Below are 22,342 nucleotides of genomic sequence, written 5' to 3'. Positions count from 1 at the left end.
ATACGAAGGAAATAACCAATGCTGGAAATCAGAAACCTTCACGCGAAGATCGCGGATACGGACACCGAGATCATTCGCGGCCTGAACCTCACCGTCAAGGCCGGCGAAGTTGCGGCGATCATGGGTCCGAACGGATCCGGCAAATCGACACTGTCCTATATTCTCGCAGGTCGGGAAGATTACGAGGTTACCGAAGGCGACATCCTCTACAACGGGGAATCGATCCTTGAGCTTGACCCGTCCGAGCGCGCGGCCAAGGGTATATTCCTTGCCTTCCAGTACCCGATGGAAATACCCGGCGTGGCGACGATGGAGTTCCTGAAGGTGGCGATGAACGCGCAGCGCAAGGCGCGCGGTGAAGAGCCATTGAAAATTCCGGAGTTCCTCAGCCGCGTCAAGACTGCGGCAGGCTCACTCGACATGGACATTGCCATGCTCAAGCGTCCGCTCAATGTCGGTTTCTCCGGCGGTGAAAAGAAGCGCGCCGAAATCCTGCAGATGAAACTGCTTGAGCCCAAGCTTTGCGTTCTCGACGAGACCGATTCCGGGCTCGATATCGATGCCTTGAAGATCGTTGCCGATGGCGTCAACGCGCTGCGTTCGCCGGATCGCGCCGTTATCGTCATCACGCATTATCAGCGTCTGCTGGACTATATCGTGCCGGACAGCGTGCATGTGCTGTACAAGGGACAAGTGATCAAGTCGGGCGACAAGGAACTTGCGCTGCACCTTGAAGAGAATGGCTATGCCGATATCATCGGTGAGGCAGCCTGAGGAATAACGTCATGAATGTTCACACAGGACGCCAACCCACAGCCGCTGAATCAGCTCTGGTCGACGCTTTCGTCGATCGGATGGGTGAATTGCCCGGCAATGGCGAAATCGCCAGTGCCCGCGATAACGCAATCGAAGCGCTGAAGACGCAAGGTCTGCCGTCCCGGCGGGTTGAAGCGTGGCATTACACCGACCTGCGCACTTTGCTGCGCAGCGTTGCTGCCTATGATGGCGCAGCCGGCACCAATCCCTTGCCGCCGGTTGTAGCCGGCTCACCAGTGGCATTCGTCACCAATGGTTTGGCCGTTTCGGCGCCGCGTCTCGAGGGCGTCGAATTCACCAGGTTCAGCGACAAGTTGTCGGATGGCTCGGTGATCAGCCAGCTTGCCATTCGCGACGGCGATGATGCAATCGGCCAGATCAATGCAGCGTACGTCACAGACGGCTGGGCGGTCACCTTCGCCGACGGTCTGGAATTGGAAACGCCGCTCGAATTGCAGAATGCGCAGGCGCGCGGGCAGGGCCATGTGCGCTTTCCGGTCAAGTTCGGCAAGGGCGTCAAGGCGACAGTCATCGAGCGGCAAAACGGCGGCGAGGGCGAAGGTTTTTCGACAAGCCTCAGCAATGTGACCGTTGGTGATGACGCGGAAATCACCTGGATCATCCTGCGCGAGCACGGTCTCGAAGCAACGCAGCTGGCGCAGTTCATCGCTACGATTGGCGCCAATGCCAAATTGACCCTCTATATCGTCAATGCCGGTGGCAAGCTCGTCCGGCAGGAAGTGCATGTGCTGGTGAAGGGGGAGGGTTCCGACTTCCAGCTGCGCGGTGTCAACCTGCTCGGGGGCGACAGCCATACCGATGTGACGATGACACTGGGACATCTGGTTGAGAACACATCGTCCGTGGAGATCATTCGCAATGTCGTGACTGACCGCGCGCGCGGCGTGTTCCAGGGCCAGATCAAGGTCAACAGGATCGCCCAGAAGACCGACGCCCGCATGGCATGCAATACCTTGCTGCTATCCGACGACGGCGAATTTGATGCCAAGCCGGAACTGGAAATCTTTGCCGATGATGTGGCCTGTGGTCATGGCGCGACAGTAACGGAGATCGATGGTAATCATCTGTTCTATCTGCGGGCGCGCGGCATCCCGGAAAACGAGGCGCGCGGTCTGCTGATAAAGGCATTCGTTGCCGAAATCGTCGAGGAACTGGAAAGCGAACCACTCGTGGATGCGCTTGAGGCAATCCTCGAAAAGTGGCTCGCCGCTCACGTCTGATCGACTGAATGCAGCCAGATACACAAGGAAAGCGCGGCAACATGGATACGAAGATCATGCAAGGCAGCTACGATGTGGAGGCTATCCGTCGCGATTTTCCCATCCTGTCGCGTGAGGTCTATGGCAAACCACTGGTGTATCTCGACAATGGCGCCTCGGCCCAGAAGCCACTGGCCGTCATCGACACGATCTCGGATACCTACTCCAATGAATACGCCAATGTGCACCGGGGGTTGCATTTCCTGTCGAACGCCGCCACGGATGCCTATGAAAAGGCGCGCGAGAGCGTCAGGCGTTTTCTCAATGCCGCCTCGGTTGACGAAATCGTATTCACGAAATCGGCTACGGAGGCGATCAACACAGTCGCTTACGGCTACGGCATGCCGAATATCGACGAAGGCGACGAGATCGTGCTTTCGATCATGGAACACCACTCCAACATCGTGCCGTGGCACTTTATCCGCGAGCGGCAGGGTGCCAAGCTGGTGTGGGTGCCGGTGGATGATCAGGGCACATTCCATATCGAGGAATTCGAGAGCCGGCTGACGGACAATACGAAGCTCGTTGCCATAACCCATATGTCGAATGTGCTTGGCACCGTGACGCCTATCAAGGAGATCGTCCGTATCGCCCATGCACGCGGCATCCCGGTTCTGGTCGACGGCAGCCAGGGGGCGGTTCACCTGCCGGTCGACGTGCAGGATCTTGGCTGCGACTGGTATATCTTTACCGGCCACAAAATCTACGGTCCCTCCGGTATTGGAGTACTCTACGGTCGCAAGAACATGCTCGAGGCAATGCGGCCCTTCCAGGGTGGCGGGGAAATGATTGAAGAGGTGACTGAAGACATCGTCACCTACAATCATCCACCGCACCGTTTTGAAGCGGGAACACCGCCTATCGCCCAGGCGATCGGGCTTGGCGCTGCCATTGAGTATGTCGAAAAGATCGGACGTGCCGCCATTCTCGCCCATGAGGAGGGTTTGCGCGACTACGCCCACGAGCGGCTGCGTGAGATCAATTCCCTGCGCATCTTCGGGGACGCCAAGGGCAAGGGTGCGATCATATCCTTTGAGCTTGAAGGGATTCACGCGCACGACGTATCCATGGTCATCGACCGCGCCGGCGTGGCCGTGCGGGCAGGCACGCATTGCGCCCAGCCGCTTTTGAAGCGGTTTGGCGTCACGTCGACCTGCCGTGCCTCATTTGCAATGTATAATACAAAAGACGAGATCGATGTTCTCGCCGATGCGCTGGAAAAAGCGCGGAAATTCTTTGGGTGATGACGATGACCGACAAAGTCGAGACACTGGAAAAAGAAGCGGCCCCCGTCGCTGATGCGGCGCCGGCCCATACGGAAGTCGGGACGCAATCCGTTTCGGCGATCCCCGCCGAAGACCTGGCGCGGATGACGGACGATATCATCGCTGCGCTGAAGACAGTCTATGACCCTGAGATTCCTGCCGACATCTATGAACTTGGCCTGGTCTACAAGATCGACGTCGAGGACGACCGTTCGGTAAAGATCGAAATGACGCTGACAGCCCCGGGTTGCCCGGTTGCAGGCGAAATGCCCGGCTGGGTGCAGGATGCGGTGGGGTCCGTCGAAGGTGTGAGCTTTGTCGACGTCACCATGACGTTCGATCCGCCCTGGACGCCCGATCGCATGTCCGAGGAGGCTCAAGTCGCCGTCGGCTGGTACTAGCGTCGGACAAAATACTGGGCATGCTCAAGGCGCCTCGCAGCCTTCCGGCACGCTTTCCTCGAATGGCATCTCGGATTTTTCCAGAGTTCCGTCAAGAATGGACAGCGGCACGTAGGGAACGCCCTGGATCGCCGGGTTGGCCAGTCGCAGCCGGTAACAGCCGTTGAACACAGTTATGGTCCCGTCCTTGGCTTCGGATTTTATCGCCAGCGGCTGACTCCAATAGGCAGAACCGGCAGCGCCTTCGCCCACGGCCTTGCCGAAGCGGACTGTGACGGATGCAGTGTTCTCATAGCCGGCCTGGAATTGCGGAAAGGGTTGCGGCGGATTGTCGGAAGCGTAATAGCTGTAGGCGCGGGCATATTCCTGTCGGTTGATGGCGTTGTAGTAAGAGGCGATTACTGTCTCGGGTGTGCTGCGATTGTCCAGATATTCAGGCGGCGTCTGGGTTGCGGCGGATTCCTTGGGCGCCGTTGTTTCCGCAGGTGCGGTTTCCGTCGGCTTTGGTTGTTCCGGCTGCTTGGTTTCCTGGGCGAGAGCGGGCGAAAGATGGAGCGCCAGCGATGCGACGCCGAAAACAACGAGATGGCGGTAGTTCATGGTTTCAGCCTTCTGCCAGTCCTGTTTGTGGGGCGGTGGCATTTTGAACACTTGCAGTGACGGTTGTGTAACACTAACTATGGTATACGGGTGATCGTTCCGCGATCTCGAAGAAGTGAGATGAGAAATGGGTCGTTTTTCTGTCCTGACGCTGACTGATGCCGCAGCGCGCCGCGTAGGCGAAATCGTTGCGACGCGCGAAAATGCGCTTGGCATTCGCGTTGGCATCAAAAAGGGCGGCTGCGCGGGCATGGAATATATGATCGACCTCGTGACGGAAGCAAAAGCCGGCGATGACCTTGTCGAAAGAGACGGCGCCAAGGTCTTCGTGGCGCCCGAAGCCGTGCTCTATTTGCTCGGCACTGAAATGGACTTCGAGGTGACGACATTGCGCACCGGCTTCGTATTCAACAATCCCAACCAGACCTCAGCCTGCGGTTGCGGCGAATCGGTTGAACTGACGCCAGCAGCACCCGAAGCACTGGCTTCTGCCGCCTCCTGATCAACTATCCGGTTTAACAGATCGACACGCCCATTTTGGCCGTGACGTGAACAATTGTGCCTGTAATAGTTCAGGCATGGACAATGATGCGATTCACGATCTGTTTTCAGGACTGGGGCCGGTGACCATCAAACGCATGTTTGGCGGGAAGGGCATCTATTTCAACGGCATCATCATCGCCCTTGAGGTCGACGATGAGATCCTCCTGAAAGCCGACAAGATTGCGGCACCGGCGTTTGCAGCGGCAGGATCCCGTCAATGGCGCTATGCCGGCAAGTCCAAGCCTGTCGACATGCCCTATTGGTCGATACCGGATGAGGCAATCGATGATCCCGACATCATGGCGCAATGGGCAAAACGAGCCTATGAAGCTTCGCTGCGCGTGGCCAGGTAGCGTTCAGGCAAGGCCGCGTTGACGCAGAAGGTCGACAGCGTGACGCGTTGGCAAGGTGACCTGTGCGGGCAGGCTGCCGAGCGGAAACCAATCGATCCCGCCATGCTTTTCCGGCTCCAGCAACTTTATCTCACCGGTATGATCTTGCGCCAGGAACAGGACGCCCAGCCAGTGTTGCTGCTCGTCATGGAAAAGCTGTTCGCTGAGACCAAGCAGCGAAATTTCACCCGCCCTGAGGCCTGTCTCTTCCATGGCTTCGCGCCGAATTGCCTGTTCGGCAGTCTCCAGAAAATCAACCTTGCCACCGGGAATACCCCAGGCACCAGCTTCAGGGCTCTTCTTGCGCTGCAGCAGCAGAATATGGGAATCCTTCAGGAATACGATGCCGCATCCAACTCCCGGTGCGTGCACGGCAGACCTCAGATCTTGGTGTCGATCAGCATGAAGGCTGGAATTTCGTCACCGAAGCCAACCGGTGCCGAACCCATGTCGTCGCGCTCCCGCCGGTGGTCGCGGCGCGGTTCGGAATGCGGAACGCGTGCACGGCGCTGCTCGTTGTCTGCCTTGATAGCCGCCTTGTGCGGCTTTTCGGCCGTGCGTACGGCGGGCTGATCATCGGCAGGCGCGGTCAGCGCTTCTGCTTCCTTCGCGCGTTCGGCGGCAGCTATGATATCGATTTCCGATTGGGGACGCTCGCGTTCGCGGCCTTCATTGCGCGGCTTGCGCTTGCCTTCGCTCTTGGCGCGGCCGCGGCCTCGGCGCGGCGCCTCGTCCGGTTCCGTCGAGACGGGCAGGGTGGACAGGTCGCCATCATGCCAGATGATGTCTTCGCCAATCAGTTTTTCGATCGCCGAGAGATGCTTGGTATCGGCGGGTGTCACCAGCGTGAAGGCCTTGCCCGACCGACCTGCGCGACCCGTGCGGCCGATGCGATGGACGTAATCTTCGGAATGAATGGGCACATCGAAATTGAACACGTGGCTGACGTCGGGAATGTCGAGGCCGCGCGCCGCGACGTCGGATGCGACAAGCAGCTTGAGTTTGCCGTCCTTGAAATTTGCCAGCATCGTGGTGCGTGCGCGCTGATCCATGTCGCCATGCAAGGCGCCGGCATCGAAGTCATGCTTTACGAGCGACCGGAACAGCTCGGAAACATCCTTCTTGCGGTTGCAGAAGATGATCGCGTTCTTGAGGCCTTCGTCTTCGGCGCGGATCAGGTCGCGGAGAACCGCACGCTTTTCCCAATCCTTCTTGCCGGATTTGACCAGTTTCTGCTCGACAGTCTTGGCGGTCGTCGCAGCCTTGGCGACTTCGATGCGGACAGGCGAATGCAGGAACTGCTCGGTCAGCTTGGTGATTTCCGGCGGCATGGTTGCCGAGAAGAACAGCGTCTGGCGCGTGAAGGGGATCAACTTGCAGATGCGCTCGATATCCGGAATGAAGCCCATATCGAGCATGCGGTCTGCTTCGTCGATCACGAGAATGTCGACTGCGCTCAGCAGCAGCTTGCCGCGCTCGAAATGGTCGAGCAGCCGGCCCGGTGTCGCAATGAGCACGTCCGCACCGCGTTCAAGCTTGCGCAGCTGGTCTTCAAAGGAGACGCCGCCAATCAGCAGCGCGACGTTCAACCGGTGGTTCTTGCCGTATTTGACGAAGTTCTCCTCGACCTGCGCTGCGAGTTCGCGCGTCGGTTCGAGAATGAGGGTGCGCGGCATACGGGCACGGGCACGGCCCTGTTCAAGCAGCGTCAGCATCGGCAAAACGAAAGACGCCGTCTTCCCGGTGCCGGTCTGGGCTATGCCGAGCACATCCTTGCGTTGCAGCGCATGCGGGATGGCGCCAGCCTGGATCGGTGTCGGAATTGTATATCCTGCTGCTTCAACAGCATTGAGCACTTTCGTGGAAAGGCCCAGATCGGCAAAGGTGGTCAAAGGAGATTTAACTTTCTATCTGCATCCGGTGCCGCGCATGTCCATCGGCGGCCAAGCATCAGGCACTCGAATGGCGCAGCGTTTTTGCTGCAAGTGCGTTACGGCGCAACCCAGCAAAAGTCAACTCTCACGTGAGTTCACATTTAAGAGTTTGTTACATTTGTGGGTGATTTTATTCTGATGTTGTCAATAAAGGAACTGTTCCTTGAGAATTCGTTCGTTCCATGAATGGTTCTTGTCAAACAGAATGGTCGCCCGCAAGTGAGATGCTTCCTCGACCGTGACAGATAGAACAGACTTTACTTCCGTGTGATCGGCAACGGCATTGACCGGCCGCTTCTCCGGCTCGAGGATGTCAAAGCGCACCGTTACCCTGTTGGGCAGAAGCGCGCCGCGCCAGCGGCGCGGGCGAAACGCCGAAACCGGGGTGAGGGCGAGAAGGCGCGCATCCAGCGGAATGATCGGGCCTTGCGCGGAAAGGTTGTAGGCCGTGGAGCCAGCGGGCGTCGCCACCATCACGCCGTCGCAGATCAATTCTTCCAGCCGCACCTTGTCATCGACAGTAATCCTGATTTTCGCTGCCTGGTATGACTGGCGCAGCAGTGAGACCTCATTCAGGGCATATGCCGTGAAGACGCCGTCCTCGACCGACTCCGTGACCATCTTGAGCGGCCGGATCGTCTCCGCATGGGCCGCTTCCACCCGTTCCTTCAGCTCGGTGTCGCTGTATTCGTTCATCAGGAACCCGACCGATCCGCGGTTCATGCCGTAGATCATCTTGCCCTGGTTCATGAAGTTCTGCAGAGTCTGCAGCATGAAACCGTCACCGCCCAGTGCAACAATCACATCGGCTTCACGGGCCTCGGTCTGGCCATAGATCCCTTTCAGATCGCGCATCGCTGCGTCAGAGTCCGGCGTGCCGGAGGAAAGAAAAGCAAATGTTTCAATTTTCCGGGTCATGGCTGCCTGCAAATACGCGAATAAGGATGTATCGCCTAGCACGGTATCAGCGATCTGGCAAAATGCCCGCCGCGCAAAAAAAAGTGTGAAATTATCGCGCGCCGCCGTTTTTTCGTTTTACAGACCGGAGCTTTGTGCTAATCGGACGCCGCTGCCCTTATAGCTCAGTTGGTAGAGCATCTGATTTGTAATCAGAGGGTCGGGAGTTCGAGTCTCTCTGGGGGCACCATTTAACTAATTGATTTAAATTACGAATTTGTCTCACAAACTTTTCATTCAAAAACTCAGAGAGTCATGTGTCGCAAAGTGTGACATTCTTTCGAGCATCGTAGTCGCCTACTCGGCCCACTCCATTGACGTGTCAAAGTGCCTTTGAACCAGGGAGCGAGTCTTTTGACCCGACGCTTAATAGGGGTTCATCGAGGCTAGCCTGCAATGACCAAATATATGCTAAGTCAATGAATTAACACAGGAATATTCTTAGCTCAACCGGAACCCGACGGCTCATCATGGCGATGATGGCCACCGCGAAGGCGGTATCCGTCGCCACTGGGATGCCCCAGCCGTGCGCCCAAGGCCCACTTGGTATCAGGCGCCAGTATATCAGCGCCGGAATGATCATGCCGCCGATCGCTGCGGAAATTGGCAAAACGGCCGTAGCGGTGGTCGCCAGCCGTCCGACCGTCATCTCGCGCTTGATCTCGAGCCCGACCACGAGGAAAAAAATGGTCAGGAGGCCATCGTCGATCCAGTGACGCAGCGACACCCCTTAGTCATTGTTTTTGAGACAGGTTGAGGTCTTCAGCGTATAGTATTCAAGCTGTATGTCAGGGGGATGCATATTGCTCCAATTATGAGCGTAACCGCCAAGGCAAGCATCCTGCCATTTATTGAGCCTGGTCCTTCGGTGGTGGGCCTCTACCGCGGTTTCGCAAGCGCAGGCGGCTTCCGCACCGCCACCATTGCCGGTGAAGGTTGAGCAGTCAAGCAGCGGCAACCTTGGCCTCGCTTCGCTGCGTGGGATCGGCCGATATCCGGCGAACGCGATACCAAAGGAAGGCGTATTTCGATGAAAACAATAGCCAGAAAAGCGATGCAATCCACTGCAACCACAATTTCATCAGCAGCATTGGCGCTGATCATTGCGTCTGGGATACCTTCTTCAGGGGCGTCAGCCGGCGAGGCCGAAGCCAAATCTATCCTCAAGGCGATGTCCGACTATTTGGCGGCACAAAAGGCATTCTCCTTCAAGTATGACACCGATCTTGAGGTCGTCACCAAGGACCACCAGAAACTGTTGCTGGCAAGCTCAGGCACCATGGAGGTGGGGAGGCCGGACAAGATTCGTGCAACCCGCTCCGGCGGGTTTGCCAATGTCGAGATGACATTCGACGGAAAGACCCTGACGATTTTGGGCAAGGACGACAATCTCTACGCCCAGTTTGAAGTGCCCGGCACTATCGACCATCTGATTGACGAGTTGCGGTACACTTACAACAGGCCTGTGCCGGCAGCAGATCTCCTCCTGCCTGATGTCTACGGCGAGCTGATGCAGGATGTCATAGACGTGAAGGATCTCGGAAGCGGTGTGATCGGAGGCACCGAGTGCGATCATCTGGCATTCCGGGCGAAGGATGTTGACTGGCAGATATGGATTGCCCAAGGCGAGCAACCCTATCCCTGCAGGTATGTCATCACCGATCCTAAAGGTGACCAAGGACCGCAATACAGCGTTCAAATCAGTGACTGGAAGACCGGGACGGATGTCGTTGCGGACAACTTTTCTTTCAAGACTCCGACCGATGCCAAGAAGGTCGACGATCCAAAAAAACTTGTAAACATCGATGAAATTCCGGACCATTTAGCTGTGGGAGGTACCAAATGACCTTTTCAAGGAAACTCAAGATTGCGCTCTTGACGGGGATCGTCTCCTCATTCTTGGTGGAAGCGGCAACGGAGCTGCCTATTCCAGGGATCAGTCTTGTCACATCGGCAGAGGCGAGAGTCGGTCGTCCTCTCACCCCCGTTAGCGTTGCTGGAGTTGCACGGCGCACTACGAGGCGCACGGTTCGGCGCTGCGTAGCTGGTGTATATGTTTGTTAGCATATTGGGCCAAACCACCGCGTAGAGGCAGCATAGCCGAACGCCTCCGTTGCACCTCGTCGTCGGTCGCGCATCGCAGTCTTTCTCGACAGGTCTCTCACACCGCTCGGGCCAGTCAGCGCACCGAGCAAACGTCATTGGCGTTAAGAACGTTTGGTCCACGTCAGAATCAATTAGGCCCGCTTGGGCGGGATCATACGAAATCAGGTAGCAAAACCACCGAACGAGTTCTATGTCTTTGATAAAATTTCATTAAGTGCCGTTTTATTAGCCCCCCGGTGTGCGGGTTTCTCGGTTCGAGGAGATCGTGCTGAACCTGAGCTTGCCATGAATTCTCGGACATAAAAATTGACTCTCTAAGTATGTGCCAGTGAGTGTGTCGCTCGTACTGACGCTAAATGCTCGTATTGCGAGCTGTTTAGACAAAATTTAGAAGTAGAATCAAGCTGTTATGCGGTTTTATTGCGTTGATTTGTAATCACTGGGGCACTACAGTTTCAAGCACTTAGCGGTTGGGAAGTCTTAATGGCCTCCCTTTTGCTTTTGGGGATACCCGAAGGGGAACATTGTTGCATTGGTTGAATGCAGTTTACCGTTTGTAAACCCTTCTGCCAAAGTCTGGCTGCTGGCGTCGAGCTAGATTGCTAAACTGGTGCCTGCGGTCGAAATGTTCAGTAAGCAGCACAGGCTCAATATTGAAGTGCGCTCCTCCAAACATTTTCACGATCGTTATGGGTTGATCGACGACGGAAGCTGCTACTTCACTGGGCGTCATTCAAGCAAGGCGGGGATAAGCCAACGATCTTGACGCAAATCGTGGGTGTCTTTTCTGCTACGAAGAAAAGCTGTGGGGCCTTCAGGGCGCTGATCAGGTGACATACCAAGACCGTGAGCGGGTGGTGAGCCATTATTTCGCTCCAGCCTGAACTCTTGTATCCTTCTATTCGGCACAACGGAGAACGTAGCTCATGGCAGGCCAGAAAATTGCGGCGTTCTTGAATGATCGGCACACGGAGACACTTGTTCTCATCCGGGAGATTGCGGACACTGACACGGAGCTTGCGCTGGATGTTTATACACGCAACCCGCGCCACGCAAAGCTCGCCCTCGAAGACCTGAAAGTTGCTATCGATGACCTGCTAGGCCAGTGGGACAAATACGAGAAGTTACCGCCTGCGACGACCGAGCCCGAGGCGCACATTCATACTCACAACGGCGGAAGGTGGCCCCTGCGCATTATCCGACCGTCAACAAAGCACTAGGGCGGACAAAAGTGCAGGAGCCCCAAGGCTGGGGAGGGGCAATATTTTGCCGTCCTTAAGGCTCCTGCAATGGTGGTCGTGAGGCTGGGGCGGTAGGGGGTATTGGAGAAGCCCCGCGACCAAGAGTCAGGATACACCCGTATGAAGCTGGCGTCACTTCACAAGAATCTGCTGTTGGGGGGCCACCTGTTCGACGATGGACAGTTCCGGTGCCGCCACGACGTTCCCAGGATCATCCAGGAACTCGGGTATGGATTTCAATACCTGATCGATCAGATCCTTCATGACGTTTCCCCCAACGCATGCGCTCACTCCGATGGCTGGCGGGATTGTATTCCGCAACCAAACCCGTGCGAACATGCCCGAATTTATCCGCTTTTGTTCGCGGGTTGTTCCTGTTGCTGCTTTGTGTTGCCAGCCATATCATCGTTGGTTTCGGAGTGGGGAGTGATCCGAATGCGCATTGCCATACCCGTGACAATCCTGACCTTGCTGACGCTTGCCGCATGCCAGTCCACCGGCGATGACGCCGATGCCGTGCCTGCATCCGCCATCCCGCCGGGCATGGCGTCATCGGTCACGGTCCCGGGCGGTGCGCCCGGCGATATCGCCGATCTGGTCAATGCCCCGACGGCGAGCGGACAGAGCCAGTTGCTGGCGCGCGGCTACAAAAAGACCATCCAACAGGATCAGGCAACGTTCTGGTGGAACCCGACCACGACGATCTGCGCACGGGTTGTCACGGGCAACGGGCGGCTTCAGTCAATTGGGGCGGCAGAGTTGCGCTACTGCGGTATTGGCTGAAACCATCGCCTCAATCAATTGACGAGCGACCGGGACCGGTTAATCCATTCTATCGTTTCGTGCTGGGGCATCGGCCTGGCGAAATAGTAGCCCTGCATGGCCGGACAGCCCAGTTTCCGCAATGCCTGTGCGTCCGCCTCCGTCTCGACGCCTTCCGCAACGACTTCGATCCCCAGCGACTTGCCGAGGCTGAGGATCGAATGCACTACATTGCGGCCGTCGATCGATCCGGCAATGCCTTCAATAAAGGATCGATCAATCTTGATGCGGTCGACATGGAGTTGGCGTAGCGACGACATCGATGAATAGCCGACGCCGAAATCATCGATGGCAATGCGCACGCCCTCCCTGGTCAGGGCCGCAAGCTTGCCTTTCACTGACCGGATATCCTTGGCAGTGTCCTCGGTGATCTCGATTTCCAGCATGGCGGCGGGAAGATCAAGCCGGCGCAGTTTCGCAAGGATCAGGTCATCGACGGCGATCTGAGCAATTTCGCGCGGCGACATGTTCATGGCCACACGGATGTGACCGAGATTCATGGCGCGCAACGTCTGCAACATCGTGCACACGTCCTTCAGAATGGTGCGGAACAATGGTTCGGCAAGGCCGGACAATGATGCAACGGCCACAAGGTCGGGCGAGGGGATCCAGCCATGGCGCGGATGGTTCCAGCGCACGAGTGCCTCCAGATCCGTCAGCTTGCGTCCTCCGGCACCGAGAATGGGCTGGAACCATACTTCCACAGCGTCATTGCTGAGGGCTTTGGCAAGATCCCGCTCGATGTCGCGCCGCATCTCCAGGTGATTGCGCAAGTCGGCATCGAAAATATAGTAGCGGTTGCGGCCCTCGGATTTCGCCCGATAGAGCGCGGCATCCGCCTGGATCAACATCTCGTCGACATCGCGCTCGTCGGATGCGCAGATGCCGATGCTGACGCCGATGCGCCCGGCATCGAAACTGGCAAATGGAATGGACATTGCCGCAATCAACTTGGTCGCGACGATCGACGGGGCGTCGTCGCCGAGTTTGGAGCCGAATAGGACAGCAAACTCATCGCCGCCCCAGCGCGCAACAAGAACGTCACTGTCGAGGCTTTGGCGAAGTCGCCTGCTGACTTCGACCAGCACCTTGTCGCCTGCCTTGTGACCGAAGGCGTCGTTGATCCCCTTGAATCCGTCAAGGTCGAGCAGCATGAGCGTGAGGCCCGCGGTCTGCGAGGGTGCAAGGGCCGCAACTGCCTGCATGAGCCCGGTGCGATTGAGGAGCCCTGTCAACGCATCATGAGCGGCGCGATGGCCAAGCTCGACGGCGGCCTCCGTGGCCTGGTCCTTGGCCGCCGCGAGCGATGCTGCCATGGCCGTGGCCTCATTCTTCAACCGGCTGAACTGCCGGAACAGGCCCTCGCTTTCCAAGGCTCCGCGAATAAGCGCTGCAAGGTAGAGCAACGCGGTGGCTGCCAGGCAATAGCGTTCAAACCCGCCGGCATAAATCAGGAATGCGGCTACGGACAAAAGCACCGGAACCACGTAGCAGATGGGCATGCGTGCATAGGCAAAACCGGCGGTAATCGCGCCGGCGGTAATTCCGCAAATAACGGTCAGATAGAACACCGCTTGTGGAGCGGTGTACCCTTCGCACAGGATTGCGATAAAGGCCCATACCACCCCCGATGCGCCCGCCGCGGCCGACTGCAGGAAAAGATGCTGCCGGACAGACACAGGATCCATGTTTCTTTGCTCAACTGGCCCAGCGGGGTCGAGAAGCCGTACGGGATACCGGCAGAGCAGTATACGCGCCAAATTGACGGCGCTGGCTGCCAGAAACCACACCAATCCGGCCAGCCAGAGCCCGTAATAGATGGCAACGAGCACACTGATTACGCCCAGAATGATGCTCACGGGAACCGAAATGAGCATGCTTCGCCGCACGGCCATGAGCTGATCGGCCATGATCAGATCATCCAAGGACAGTGGATCCGTTTCTGGCGGCCTGACGGTGCTCATCATCTCCGTTTCAAGAAGGGCGCCTGAAAGCACCCGGAAGATGCCAAATTCCAATCAATACTTAACTTACATCAGCTTGGGAGGCTAGAGCGGGCCATTTCCACGGTTTGGTTTTCGTAAGGTTAACATGTTGGAAGACGCACCCGTGCCGTTCTCGGCAATCAGGCGGTCAGCGACTTGAAATGCTTGAGCATGCGGTCAGCATCGGGCTCGCGTCCGGTGAAAAGGCGGAAGGCGCCCACGGCCTGGAAAACGGCCATGCCGCCACCATCGAGCGTGCTGCAGCCGCGCCTTCTTGCTTCCGCCAGCAGCGCCGTTTCCAAGGGAAAGTAGACAATATCAGCCACCCAGTGGCGCGGTTGCAGCATGTCTGCCGGGATCGGCATGCCGGGGTATTTCACCATGCCCGTTGGCGTAGCGTGGATAAGCCCGTCTGCCACTTTCATTGATGAACCAAGATCCGTCCCCGCATGCACGCCGGAGCCCGGAAAAAGCGCCGACATGCTCATTGCCAGCGCTTCGGCGCGGGCCATTTCCTGATCGAAAACGGTCAGGGTCCGGAGCCCGAGCGAAAGGATCGCAAAGGCGGTCGCGACACCGGCTCCCCCGGCGCCGATCTGCACCGCAGATGACATGCCGGCGTCAGGCAGGCCGCGGCGAAAGCTTTCGCTGAAGCCCCACCAGTCGGTGTTGTGGCCAAAACGCCGCCCATCCTTCAGGACGACAGTATTGACGGCGCCGAGGCTGCGGGCTTCATCCGACAATTCGTCGAGGAGCGGAATGATCAGCTGCTTGCATGGATGCGTGATATTCAGGCCTAAGAAGCCTTCGGCCTCCGCATGCCGCACCAATTGCTGCAGTTGCGCCGGCGTGGCCTCCCGCCCTTCGAGGTCGAGCAGTTCATACCGATAGGACAGGCCCTGGGCCGCGCCTTCGCGCATATGCATCGCCGGCGTCAGCGAGGCCTGTATGCCGGCACCGATCAATCCGGCCTTCAACGGTTTGAGAAGTGTCTCGGTCATCTGCCTGTTCCATCCAATTGGAGAGGTTGCCGGCCTTCGGCGGGCGGAGGCCGGCATGCGCATTACTGTCCGCGCGCGGCCTCCAGTTGCTTGAACAGTGCAGCCACCGTATCGGCACCGATCTCGGCACTGAACTTGTCGATCATCGGCTTGACCGCATCCCGGAGCTTCTGCGTTTCTTCCGGCGTCAGTTCGGTGACCTCCATGCCGGTCGCCTTGATGTCCGCGATCGCCTTCGCGTCCAGTTCGCGCGATACCTTGCGCTGATAGTCCCGGGCCTCGGTGGCCGCCGACTGCAGGAGGGCCTTCTCCTCGTCGTTGAGACCATCCCAGAACTTCTTGCTGATCAGTACGATCTGCGGATTGTACTGGTGGCGGGTGACGGTCATGTATTTCTGCACTTCGTAGAATTTGGCGTTGAGGATATTGGCTGCCGGATTTTCCTGGCCGTCGACCGTACCCGTTTCAAGCGCGGTATAGAGCTCCGTGTAGGGCAACGGCACGGCATTGGCGCCAAGACTGTTGAAGAGTTCGATCGGAATCGGCGACTGGATAGTACGGATCTTCAGGCCCTTGATGTCCTCGAGCTTGCTGACCGCATGGCGATTGTTGGTCAGATTGCGGAAGCCGAGTTCCCAGTAGCCTAGGCCGACCAGACCCGTGTTTGGCAGGAGTTCCATGAGACTGGTTCCGAAAGGCCCATCCATCACCTTGTCGGCTTCCTCGCCGCTGTTGAAGAGGAAGGGCAGGTCTACCGCGCCGAACTGTTTGACATTGCCCGCCAGAATCCCGGCATTGAGCACTGTCATCTCGATCACACCGCCCTGCAGCGCCGAAACGGTCTGGACGTCACCGCCAAGCACGCCGCCGGGGAAAAGCTTGACCTCGATCTTGCCACCGCTCTTCTCGGCCACGAGTTCGGCGAATTTTTCCATCCCGGTTACCTGCGGATGACCCTTGTTGTTGGCTGCAGCGAATTTGAGCTGGTGTTCACGGATTTCCGCAAGCGCCGGACCTGCTGCCAGCAAGACCAGGGGAACAGCAACGCCTATCGCCATTTTCATCAATCGGTTCATCATTGTTCTTTCCTCCCATGTTTGGCCGGGTTCTCCCTTCGGCCTGTTGAATATTTGCGCCCGGTCGTGAATCTTCATCGTGAGAACCAGGAGCTTGGAACGGTCACCAGCTCCGGAAACAGAACCAGCAGGAACAGGACGATGAGTTCGGCGATCAGGAAAGGCATGACGCCCTTCATCAGCTCTTCCATCCGAAGCTTTGAAACGCCGCAGATCACATTCAGCACGGTGCCGACAGGCGGCGTGATCAGGCCGATGGCATTGTTGATGATGAAGAGGACGCCAAAATATACCGGATCTATGCCCGCCTGTTTGATGATCGGCATCAGGACCGGCGTCATGATGAGGATTGTCGGGGTCATATCCATGGCGGTACCGACAACCACCACAAGTCCCATGATGGCCAGCAGCAGAAGCGTCTGGTTATCCATCAGCGGTTCTACGAGTGAAGCGAGTTCCCCCGGAACGTCTGCCACCGTGATCAGCCATGCGGAAACTGCGGCGCAGGCGACCAGGAACATCACCACCGATGTGATTTTCGCGGCCGCGACGAAAACCTGGAACAGTTTGGCGGGCGGCAGCTCGCGATAGATCACCATGGAAACGAACAGCGAATAGACTGCCGCAACAACGCCGGCTTCCGTCGGCGTGAAGACGCCGAACTTCAGACCGATGATAATGATCAGTGGCAGCATGAGTGCCCAGATACTGTCGAGAAAAGCCTTGAGCCGTACCGCGCCGCTTTGCTTGGCGGGCAGGGCGAACTGTTCCTTGCGGGCAACAATCGCCCAGGTGATGCACAGCGCGCCGGCGATCAGCAGGCCGGGAAAAATGCCTGCGAGAAACAGCTTGGTGATCGAGACACCGCCCACGACGCCATAAAGGATGAAGCCGATGGAGGGTGGAATGATCGGGCCGATAATGGACGCGGACGCCAGAAGCCCGCCCGTGCGGGCCGGATCATGACCGGACTTCAGCATCATCGGGAAAAGCAGTGCTCCGAGTGCTGCAGCATCGGCCACGGCTGAGCCGGAAAGGCTCGAAAGCACACAGGCAGCAAAAATGGCAACGAAGCCGAGACCGCCGCGCACATGACCGACCATCGCCATTGCGAGATCGACAATCCGCCGCGACAGTCCCCCTGTGTTCATGACCTCACCGGCCAGCAGAAAGAACGGCACGGCCATCAGTGGAAAGCTGTCGGCGCCATTGAGCACGTTCTGAGCGACGATCTGGGCGTCGAACATGCCGAGATACATCATCAGCGCCACCCCGCTGATGATCAGCGCGAAGGCAATCGGCACTCCCAGTGCCATTGGTCCGAGCAGCGCGCCGAGAAAGATCGTGACGGTCATCGTGCGCTCCTCACGGCTTTGCGATTGGATTGGCGACTGGCGGAACGGGATGTTCGTCAAGCGCGAGTTGATCCTCACTCTCGCGAACCAGTTCCGCCGTCGCGATATCGATCCGCCCGGTCGCAATGGCAAAGGCGTCCCAAAGGATGATGAGGAATGCAGGGACCCCGAAGGCAATTCCGGCACCATAGAACATGCCCATGGAAATCCCGGTGGCGGGCGCAGCGACATGGAGATTGATCAGCGTCTGTGTCCAGCTTCCGCTGATCATGAGCCACGTCGCCCACAGCATGAGCGCCTGTCCGCACAACACAGCGGCCTTCGCACCAGAGGGGGGAAGCCGGCGAAGCAGCGAATCCATGCCGAGATGCGCATGTTCCCGCATCGCGACGACCGCACCAAGGAAAGTCAGCCAGACGAAGAAGATCCGGGACAGTTCTTCCGAGTAGGTAATGCCGGCATTGAATGCGTAGCGCAGGACCACATTGCCGAAGACGAGCACGACCATCCCTGCAAGCAGAAGCGCAATCACTGCCTTCAGCATCAGGAAAAAGAATTCGATTATCCGGACCATTCGCGCCTCCCAGCGATCTGCCGCATCTCGGCTTGTCGTGACGACAAGAGTCAGTTCAAGCCAGTTTATGAGCGGCGCATCACGGTCGCTCCTCCAAGATTTCGTGACGCTTGTTCAAAATGTACGAACTAGTTCGAATGTCAAGCGATATCTCAGGACCGGCGTGACCGTTGCGGGTTTCAGATACTTATTTTTGAGGCCCAATTGCCACAGCGTGTGATGCTTGATGGCGTAGCCACTTACAGCGGCTCCCCGGGAGCCTGTTAAATTTCCGCCGCGCTTACGGGAAAGACCCGATAGACCTGCGCCGGGCAATGGTGTTCAATCGATCATCCGTATTGTGCATTGGGACGAGGCACATGGGTACTGAAGGCACATTTCTGCTCGGCATGATCGTATATGGCGGCATCCTCGCCGGAGTCTGCGCGGCGATTGTATGGGCGATCGCGTTTCGCATGCATTCGCCCCGAAAAGGCATGAAGCAGGAGGGGAGAAAATGACGAATGAAACACTGGAGCGTTTTCGAGAGTTGATCGAAGAGTGGCACCCCGGCGACTGGGGTCCAGGCGAGCGAGCTCTGCTCGACGTCGTCGTTACCGAACTGCGCGACTACCACCGGGAATTTGGAGAGCTTCCCGGTTGGCGACAATCGCAAGAATGGCGGCTGCCGCAATAGGCCGACGATCTGTTCCCTTAATCTAGTGGTTCCTGATCACGTTCAGGAAAATCGTCGCAATACCCGTCAGATGACCGTCGCCGCCTTCCCGGTACGCCTGTCGGCCTGCTGCCGCAATTGCATCGAACAGCCGGTTTTCTTCGTCTGCGGTTTTGGCGATGTCGTCCACGATTCGCTGGCTGTGCTTCACGTCCGGATATTTCGTGTTCAGATAGTTTACCAGCAGGCGTTTCCTGCGGTCGATATCATCGGTCATCGCGCAATAGAAGCCCCAGACAAACCACGTTTCCCCGATTTGCATTTCATCATCGCTGATTTGCTTGCGCTGCCACTCAGGAAGATTTGCGCGCTGCGCGTCGGCGGTTCTGCTCGCCAACTCATATGCCTCGCTGTCTGTCTTGCTGGTTCCGGATGTCATGCCAACCTCCCGATAGAGCCAAATCAGCTTGTCCGCCCGCAGCATAACAATACTGGACGGCGCGCGACAACCTCAGCACTGCAGCGGACGGCTTTACACCCTTCGTTGCGTCGGCGCTCGTTTCAATCATGGGATGAACGCAAGGTCCATCAGTCTGTTGTTACAAGGTTTTTGGAATTGCGGTAATGTGCCTGCTAACGTTTGCGGGGAAGAGCAGACTTTGACAACATCAGGCCAGGCACCGGTCCCATCGGAAAATGTCGACAGTTCGAAATGGACAAGGTCTCTTCGAACCCTCCTCAGCCTTGCCATGGTGAGTTTGCTCATTGCGGTGTCCCTGACACTCGCTGGGTTGGATTATCGCCGCGCCCGCAATGCCGCTATCGAGGATACCAAGGCGAGCATGCGCGTGTTCGCGGACCGTCTCGTCGACCGGTTCGGTGTGCTTTCTGGAGACACGGTCACTTTGGTCGAGATCGTTGCATCCGTGGCCAACTCATTGCTGTCGCCACCGCCCGAACGTATGGATGACAAGATAGCCGTTCTGCGCGAGGGCATGTCGAAGTCACCGCATATTGATGGCGCCTATGTCGGTTATCCGGACGGTTCGTTCTTCCACGTCGTAAGCCTCAAGGCGAGCGGCTGGCGCATCGCACTCGACGCTCCGCCCGAAGCGGAAACAGCGGTGCGCTCGATCGAGGTGGATGCCGCTGGCGGGAAGCACAATAACGTGATTTTCCTCGATGCCGAAGGCGCCCCTATTTCCGAGCGTCCGGCAAAAGCATCCGGCTACGACCCCCGGACACGACCATGGTACAAGGCAGCCGTGGGTCTCAAGTCGCCGGTTTCCATCGGCCCCTATGAAATGGCGACCACCGGTGCCCTCGGCATGACAATCGCTGAAGCACACAGTGCCAATGGCAAGGTCGTTGTCGGAGCGGATATCGTCCTCGACACAATCATCGATTTTCTGACTGCCGAACGAATGTCGCCGGATACGGTCGCGTTCATAGTGGATACCTCGGGCAATCCCGTCATCCATTCCGATCGGGCCATGATGGAGCGGATATTGTCACCGAAGGACGCCGCCGAAGCCGGGTTGTCACCATCATCTGATCCGTTGATCCGGAGCGTGCTATCCGATGATTCGTGGGTGGGGGGAGCGGCAAGGAACATTGATGTCGACGGGCGGACCTTTCTCGTCATGGTGGCCCCGATCAAATCCGCGCTTCTGCTTGCCAATCACCGCGTGGTCGTCGCGGCTCCCATGGATGAATTGATGGCGCCCGCCAATCGCGCTCTACTTCAGGGGTTGGGCGTCTCGGCAGCGGTTGTCGCCATGGCGATCGTCTGCGCACTGCTCCTTGCACGATTGATCACCAAGTCGCTCGACTTGCTAACGGATGGGGCTAACAGGTTGCAAAATCTGGATTTTTCAACGCCGATTGCAGTTCCTTCGCATGTCAGCGAGCTTTCCGTGCTGGGCAAGGCGATGAACAAGGCACGCAATGCGATCTTTACCTTCGCGCTCTATGTCCCCAAGGAACTCGTGCGCAAGGGCATTCAGTCAGGCCAGTTCACCGGCCGGGCGGCGTGGCGTCAGGACGTGACCGCACTGTTCACGGACATATATGATTTCACTACGATCAGCGAACGCCACACCCCCGAAGAGGTTGTCGCGATGCTGTCGGAGTATTTCGACATCTTCAACACGACCGTCGACGAACATGGCGGGACGATCATTCAGTTTCTCGGCGATTCTGTGTTTGCCATGTGGAACGCGCCTATTCCCGATGAGAGGCATGCCGAGCACGCCTGCCGCTGTGCCCTGAGAACAGAAGAAAAAATCCGCGCCTTTAACGAGGCCCAGCGCAGCAAGGGATTGCCGGAGTTCCGCACGCGCTATGGCATTCATACGGGCATGGCGGTCGTTGGCAGCGTTGGCGCCAGGGAACGCCTGCAATACACCGCCATGGGCGATACAGTGAATGTTGCCTCACGGCTTGAGGGGATGAACAAAAGCTACGGCACCACCATTCTGGCCAGCGCGGCCGTCAAATCGCTTTGCTCCGACGCGATCAACTTCCGCCTGCTTGGCTCGGCTCAGGCGAAAGGACGCGTCGAAGCGCTGGAAATCTACGAAGTGGTGGGTGAAATACCCAGCCCGGTATCTGGCGAGGTGGCGGCGCAAGCGGAGATACACAAGAGATCTGCCTAGGTGGAGCTGGTGCGCGTTTGTGGCTGGACGGGCTATCCCTCCTGCGACGGCCTGCCTTGACGCTATGCTTCGACGGGCTCAGGAAGCTCACCATGAGGGATGTGGGCTGTGCTGCATTGGCATCGTTCGGTAGCAACGGCGATGCAGGATAGTGCTCCCTGCGATTCCCCACCGCCGTCATCCTCGGGCTTGACCCGAGGATCCAAAATGCTACCCGAGGACCGAGGATGACGGAGAGGGCGGTGTCAGGATAACGGCTGGTCATCCCGCACAGCGCCTTTGCAAAAAAATCACCTGAAACTTATCCACGCCCTCCGAACCTCGCTTATGCTCATTGCCGTCCTTCCCGTGGGAACTGCTTCCGGAGCCGTTCGAAGTGGGAGAAGGACCGGCGCCTCCGACGGCGGGTGACGCACCCGCTGTCCGGGGAAGTTGCGTCCAAGGGTTCCCCTGCCGGTACTAAGACCGGCGCGTGCTGGACGAGCACTTTAAGGGGCGAAGGCAGTGAGGTTCCCGCAAGGGCAAGCGATCCGCCGAAGCCCCCCAAGCGGAACGGACGCGATCAAAAGTCGCCGGACGGGCGGTCTTCGGATCGCACCATCACTACCCAAAAGACGCGCTTCGATGACCGCCCGTCTTCCCAACCATTCAATGGCCAGACGCGAAAGCGGGCGTGGCAAGG

The 22,342-nt window shown here is 57.9% G+C and carries 26 protein-coding genes and 1 tRNA gene; 15 read left to right on the top strand and 12 right to left on the bottom strand.

The window, feature by feature from the left end; genetic code table 11:
- Positions 1-18: 18 nt before the first annotated feature.
- The 4 genes from sufC to K9U38_RS12725 are packed head-to-tail and all read left to right on the top strand — an operon-like array spanning position 19 to position 3,762.
- Entirely contained in the window at positions 19-774 is a 756-nt protein-coding gene (gene sufC, locus K9U38_RS12740) for a Fe-S cluster assembly ATPase SufC (protein WP_224494718.1), read from the top strand.
- Positions 775-785: 11 nt separating this feature from the next.
- On the top strand, positions 786-2,057 hold the full coding sequence (gene sufD / locus K9U38_RS12735; protein WP_224494717.1) for a Fe-S cluster assembly protein SufD: 1,272 nt from the start codon (positions 786-788) through the stop codon (positions 2,055-2,057).
- A 41-nt stretch (positions 2,058-2,098) separates the two neighbouring features.
- Complete coding sequence (locus tag K9U38_RS12730; RefSeq protein WP_224494716.1) at positions 2,099-3,340, top strand: cysteine desulfurase; 1,242 nt, start codon at positions 2,099-2,101, stop codon at positions 3,338-3,340.
- A gap of 5 nt (positions 3,341-3,345) precedes the next feature.
- Positions 3,346-3,762 carry an SUF system Fe-S cluster assembly protein gene (locus K9U38_RS12725; protein ID WP_224494715.1) on the top strand — a complete coding sequence of 139 codons (417 nt, stop codon included), beginning with the start codon at positions 3,346-3,348 and terminating at the stop codon, positions 3,760-3,762.
- A 24-nt stretch (positions 3,763-3,786) separates the two neighbouring features.
- On the opposite strand, the gene K9U38_RS12720 is transcribed toward K9U38_RS12725, so the two are convergent.
- On the bottom strand, positions 3,787-4,362 hold the full coding sequence (locus tag K9U38_RS12720) for a hypothetical protein (RefSeq protein ID WP_224494714.1): 576 nt from the start codon (positions 4,360-4,362) through the stop codon (positions 3,787-3,789).
- A gap of 127 nt (positions 4,363-4,489) precedes the next feature.
- Between K9U38_RS12720 and sufA the strand changes: the two genes are divergently transcribed.
- A complete protein-coding gene (gene sufA, locus K9U38_RS12715; protein ID WP_224494713.1) occupies positions 4,490-4,864 on the top strand; it encodes a Fe-S cluster assembly scaffold SufA in 375 nt (124 codons plus the stop codon).
- A 76-nt stretch (positions 4,865-4,940) separates the two neighbouring features.
- Positions 4,941-5,258 (top strand): TfoX/Sxy family protein, encoded by a 318-nt coding sequence (locus K9U38_RS12710; RefSeq protein ID WP_224494712.1) that lies wholly within the window; start codon positions 4,941-4,943, stop codon positions 5,256-5,258.
- Positions 5,259-5,261: 3 nt separating this feature from the next.
- On the opposite strand, the gene K9U38_RS12705 is transcribed toward K9U38_RS12710, so the two are convergent.
- The 3 genes from K9U38_RS12705 to K9U38_RS12695 form a co-directional block, all read right to left on the bottom strand.
- Positions 5,262-5,669, bottom strand: a complete 408-nt coding sequence (locus tag K9U38_RS12705) for an NUDIX domain-containing protein (RefSeq protein ID WP_224494711.1) — start codon at positions 5,667-5,669, stop codon at positions 5,262-5,264.
- Positions 5,670-5,677: 8 nt separating this feature from the next.
- Positions 5,678-7,189 carry a DEAD/DEAH box helicase gene (locus tag K9U38_RS12700; protein WP_224494710.1) on the bottom strand — a complete coding sequence of 504 codons (1,512 nt, stop codon included), beginning with the start codon at positions 7,187-7,189 and terminating at the stop codon, positions 5,678-5,680.
- A gap of 186 nt (positions 7,190-7,375) precedes the next feature.
- The gene (locus tag K9U38_RS12695) at positions 7,376-8,191 is read right to left on the bottom strand and encodes an NAD kinase (RefSeq protein ID WP_370631920.1); all 816 of its coding nucleotides are present in this window, start codon (positions 8,189-8,191) and stop codon (positions 7,376-7,378) included.
- A 111-nt stretch (positions 8,192-8,302) separates the two neighbouring features.
- Here K9U38_RS12695 and K9U38_RS12690 point away from each other — a divergent pair.
- Positions 8,303-8,378 (top strand) — tRNA-Thr (locus tag K9U38_RS12690).
- 234 nt (positions 8,379-8,612) lie between these two features.
- On the opposite strand, the gene K9U38_RS12685 is transcribed toward K9U38_RS12690, so the two are convergent.
- Entirely contained in the window at positions 8,613-8,915 is a 303-nt protein-coding gene (locus tag K9U38_RS12685) for a Na+/H+ antiporter NhaA (RefSeq protein ID WP_224494708.1), read from the bottom strand.
- 87 nt (positions 8,916-9,002) lie between these two features.
- Here K9U38_RS12685 and K9U38_RS22020 point away from each other — a divergent pair, with 87 nt between their 5' ends.
- The 4 genes from K9U38_RS22020 to K9U38_RS12670 all read left to right on the top strand — a co-directional run bounded on the left by K9U38_RS22020 (position 9,003) and on the right by K9U38_RS12670 (position 11,514).
- On the top strand, positions 9,003-9,128 hold the full coding sequence (locus K9U38_RS22020) for a hypothetical protein (RefSeq protein ID WP_255607177.1): 126 nt from the start codon (positions 9,003-9,005) through the stop codon (positions 9,126-9,128).
- A gap of 90 nt (positions 9,129-9,218) precedes the next feature.
- Positions 9,219-10,034: a DUF2092 domain-containing protein gene (locus K9U38_RS12680; RefSeq protein WP_224494707.1), complete on the top strand. Its 816-nt coding sequence runs from the start codon at positions 9,219-9,221 to the stop codon at positions 10,032-10,034.
- Positions 10,031-10,252: a hypothetical protein gene (locus K9U38_RS12675; RefSeq protein WP_224494706.1), complete on the top strand. Its 222-nt coding sequence runs from the start codon at positions 10,031-10,033 to the stop codon at positions 10,250-10,252. The genes K9U38_RS12680 and K9U38_RS12675 overlap by 4 nt, the downstream gene beginning before the upstream one ends.
- 968 nt (positions 10,253-11,220) lie before the next feature.
- Positions 11,221-11,514: a hypothetical protein gene (locus K9U38_RS12670; protein ID WP_224494705.1), complete on the top strand. Its 294-nt coding sequence runs from the start codon at positions 11,221-11,223 to the stop codon at positions 11,512-11,514.
- A gap of 153 nt (positions 11,515-11,667) precedes the next feature.
- On the opposite strand, the gene K9U38_RS22015 is transcribed toward K9U38_RS12670, so the two are convergent.
- Complete coding sequence (locus K9U38_RS22015; protein ID WP_255607176.1) at positions 11,668-11,799, bottom strand: hypothetical protein; 132 nt, start codon at positions 11,797-11,799, stop codon at positions 11,668-11,670.
- Positions 11,800-11,970: 171 nt separating this feature from the next.
- On the opposite strand from K9U38_RS22015, the gene K9U38_RS12665 reads away from it, so the two are divergent.
- On the top strand, positions 11,971-12,318 hold the full coding sequence (locus K9U38_RS12665) for a hypothetical protein (RefSeq protein ID WP_224494704.1): 348 nt from the start codon (positions 11,971-11,973) through the stop codon (positions 12,316-12,318).
- Positions 12,319-12,332: 14 nt separating this feature from the next.
- On the opposite strand, the gene K9U38_RS12660 is transcribed toward K9U38_RS12665, so the two are convergent.
- The 5 genes from K9U38_RS12660 to K9U38_RS12640 all read right to left on the bottom strand — a co-directional run bounded on the left by K9U38_RS12660 (position 12,333) and on the right by K9U38_RS12640 (position 18,348).
- On the bottom strand, positions 12,333-14,267 hold the full coding sequence (locus tag K9U38_RS12660; protein ID WP_224494703.1) for a putative bifunctional diguanylate cyclase/phosphodiesterase: 1,935 nt from the start codon (positions 14,265-14,267) through the stop codon (positions 12,333-12,335).
- A 215-nt stretch (positions 14,268-14,482) separates the two neighbouring features.
- Positions 14,483-15,343 carry a shikimate dehydrogenase gene (locus K9U38_RS12655; protein WP_224494702.1) on the bottom strand — a complete coding sequence of 287 codons (861 nt, stop codon included), beginning with the start codon at positions 15,341-15,343 and terminating at the stop codon, positions 14,483-14,485.
- A 62-nt stretch (positions 15,344-15,405) separates the two neighbouring features.
- Complete coding sequence (locus K9U38_RS12650; protein ID WP_224494701.1) at positions 15,406-16,422, bottom strand: TRAP transporter substrate-binding protein; 1,017 nt, start codon at positions 16,420-16,422, stop codon at positions 15,406-15,408.
- A 71-nt stretch (positions 16,423-16,493) separates the two neighbouring features.
- Complete coding sequence (locus K9U38_RS12645) at positions 16,494-17,774, bottom strand: TRAP transporter large permease (protein WP_224494700.1); 1,281 nt, start codon at positions 17,772-17,774, stop codon at positions 16,494-16,496.
- Positions 17,775-17,784: 10 nt separating this feature from the next.
- On the bottom strand, positions 17,785-18,348 hold the full coding sequence (locus K9U38_RS12640) for a TRAP transporter small permease (protein WP_224494699.1): 564 nt from the start codon (positions 18,346-18,348) through the stop codon (positions 17,785-17,787).
- Positions 18,349-18,707: 359 nt separating this feature from the next.
- On the opposite strand from K9U38_RS12640, the gene K9U38_RS12635 reads away from it, so the two are divergent.
- Positions 18,708-18,848, top strand: coding sequence for a hypothetical protein (locus K9U38_RS12635; protein ID WP_224494698.1), 141 nt, complete (start codon positions 18,708-18,710; stop codon positions 18,846-18,848).
- A complete protein-coding gene (locus K9U38_RS12630) occupies positions 18,845-19,024 on the top strand; it encodes a hypothetical protein (RefSeq protein ID WP_224494697.1) in 180 nt (59 codons plus the stop codon). Before K9U38_RS12635 ends, K9U38_RS12630 begins: the two co-directional genes overlap by 4 nt.
- A 22-nt stretch (positions 19,025-19,046) precedes the next feature.
- On the opposite strand, the gene K9U38_RS12625 is transcribed toward K9U38_RS12630, so the two are convergent.
- On the bottom strand, positions 19,047-19,442 hold the full coding sequence (locus K9U38_RS12625) for a hypothetical protein (RefSeq protein WP_224494696.1): 396 nt from the start codon (positions 19,440-19,442) through the stop codon (positions 19,047-19,049).
- Positions 19,443-19,662: 220 nt separating this feature from the next.
- Between K9U38_RS12625 and K9U38_RS12620 the strand changes: the two genes are divergently transcribed.
- Positions 19,663-21,660: an adenylate/guanylate cyclase domain-containing protein gene (locus K9U38_RS12620; RefSeq protein ID WP_224494695.1), complete on the top strand. Its 1,998-nt coding sequence runs from the start codon at positions 19,663-19,665 to the stop codon at positions 21,658-21,660.
- The last annotated feature ends 682 nt before the right edge of the window (positions 21,661-22,342 follow it).

The organism is Phyllobacterium lublinensis, from assembly GCF_020164435.1.
GTDB lineage: Bacteria > Pseudomonadota > Alphaproteobacteria > Rhizobiales > Rhizobiaceae > Phyllobacterium > Phyllobacterium lublinensis.
The sequence above is the reverse complement of the archived record's forward strand: the minus strand, read 5'-3'. Positions and strand labels throughout refer to the sequence as shown.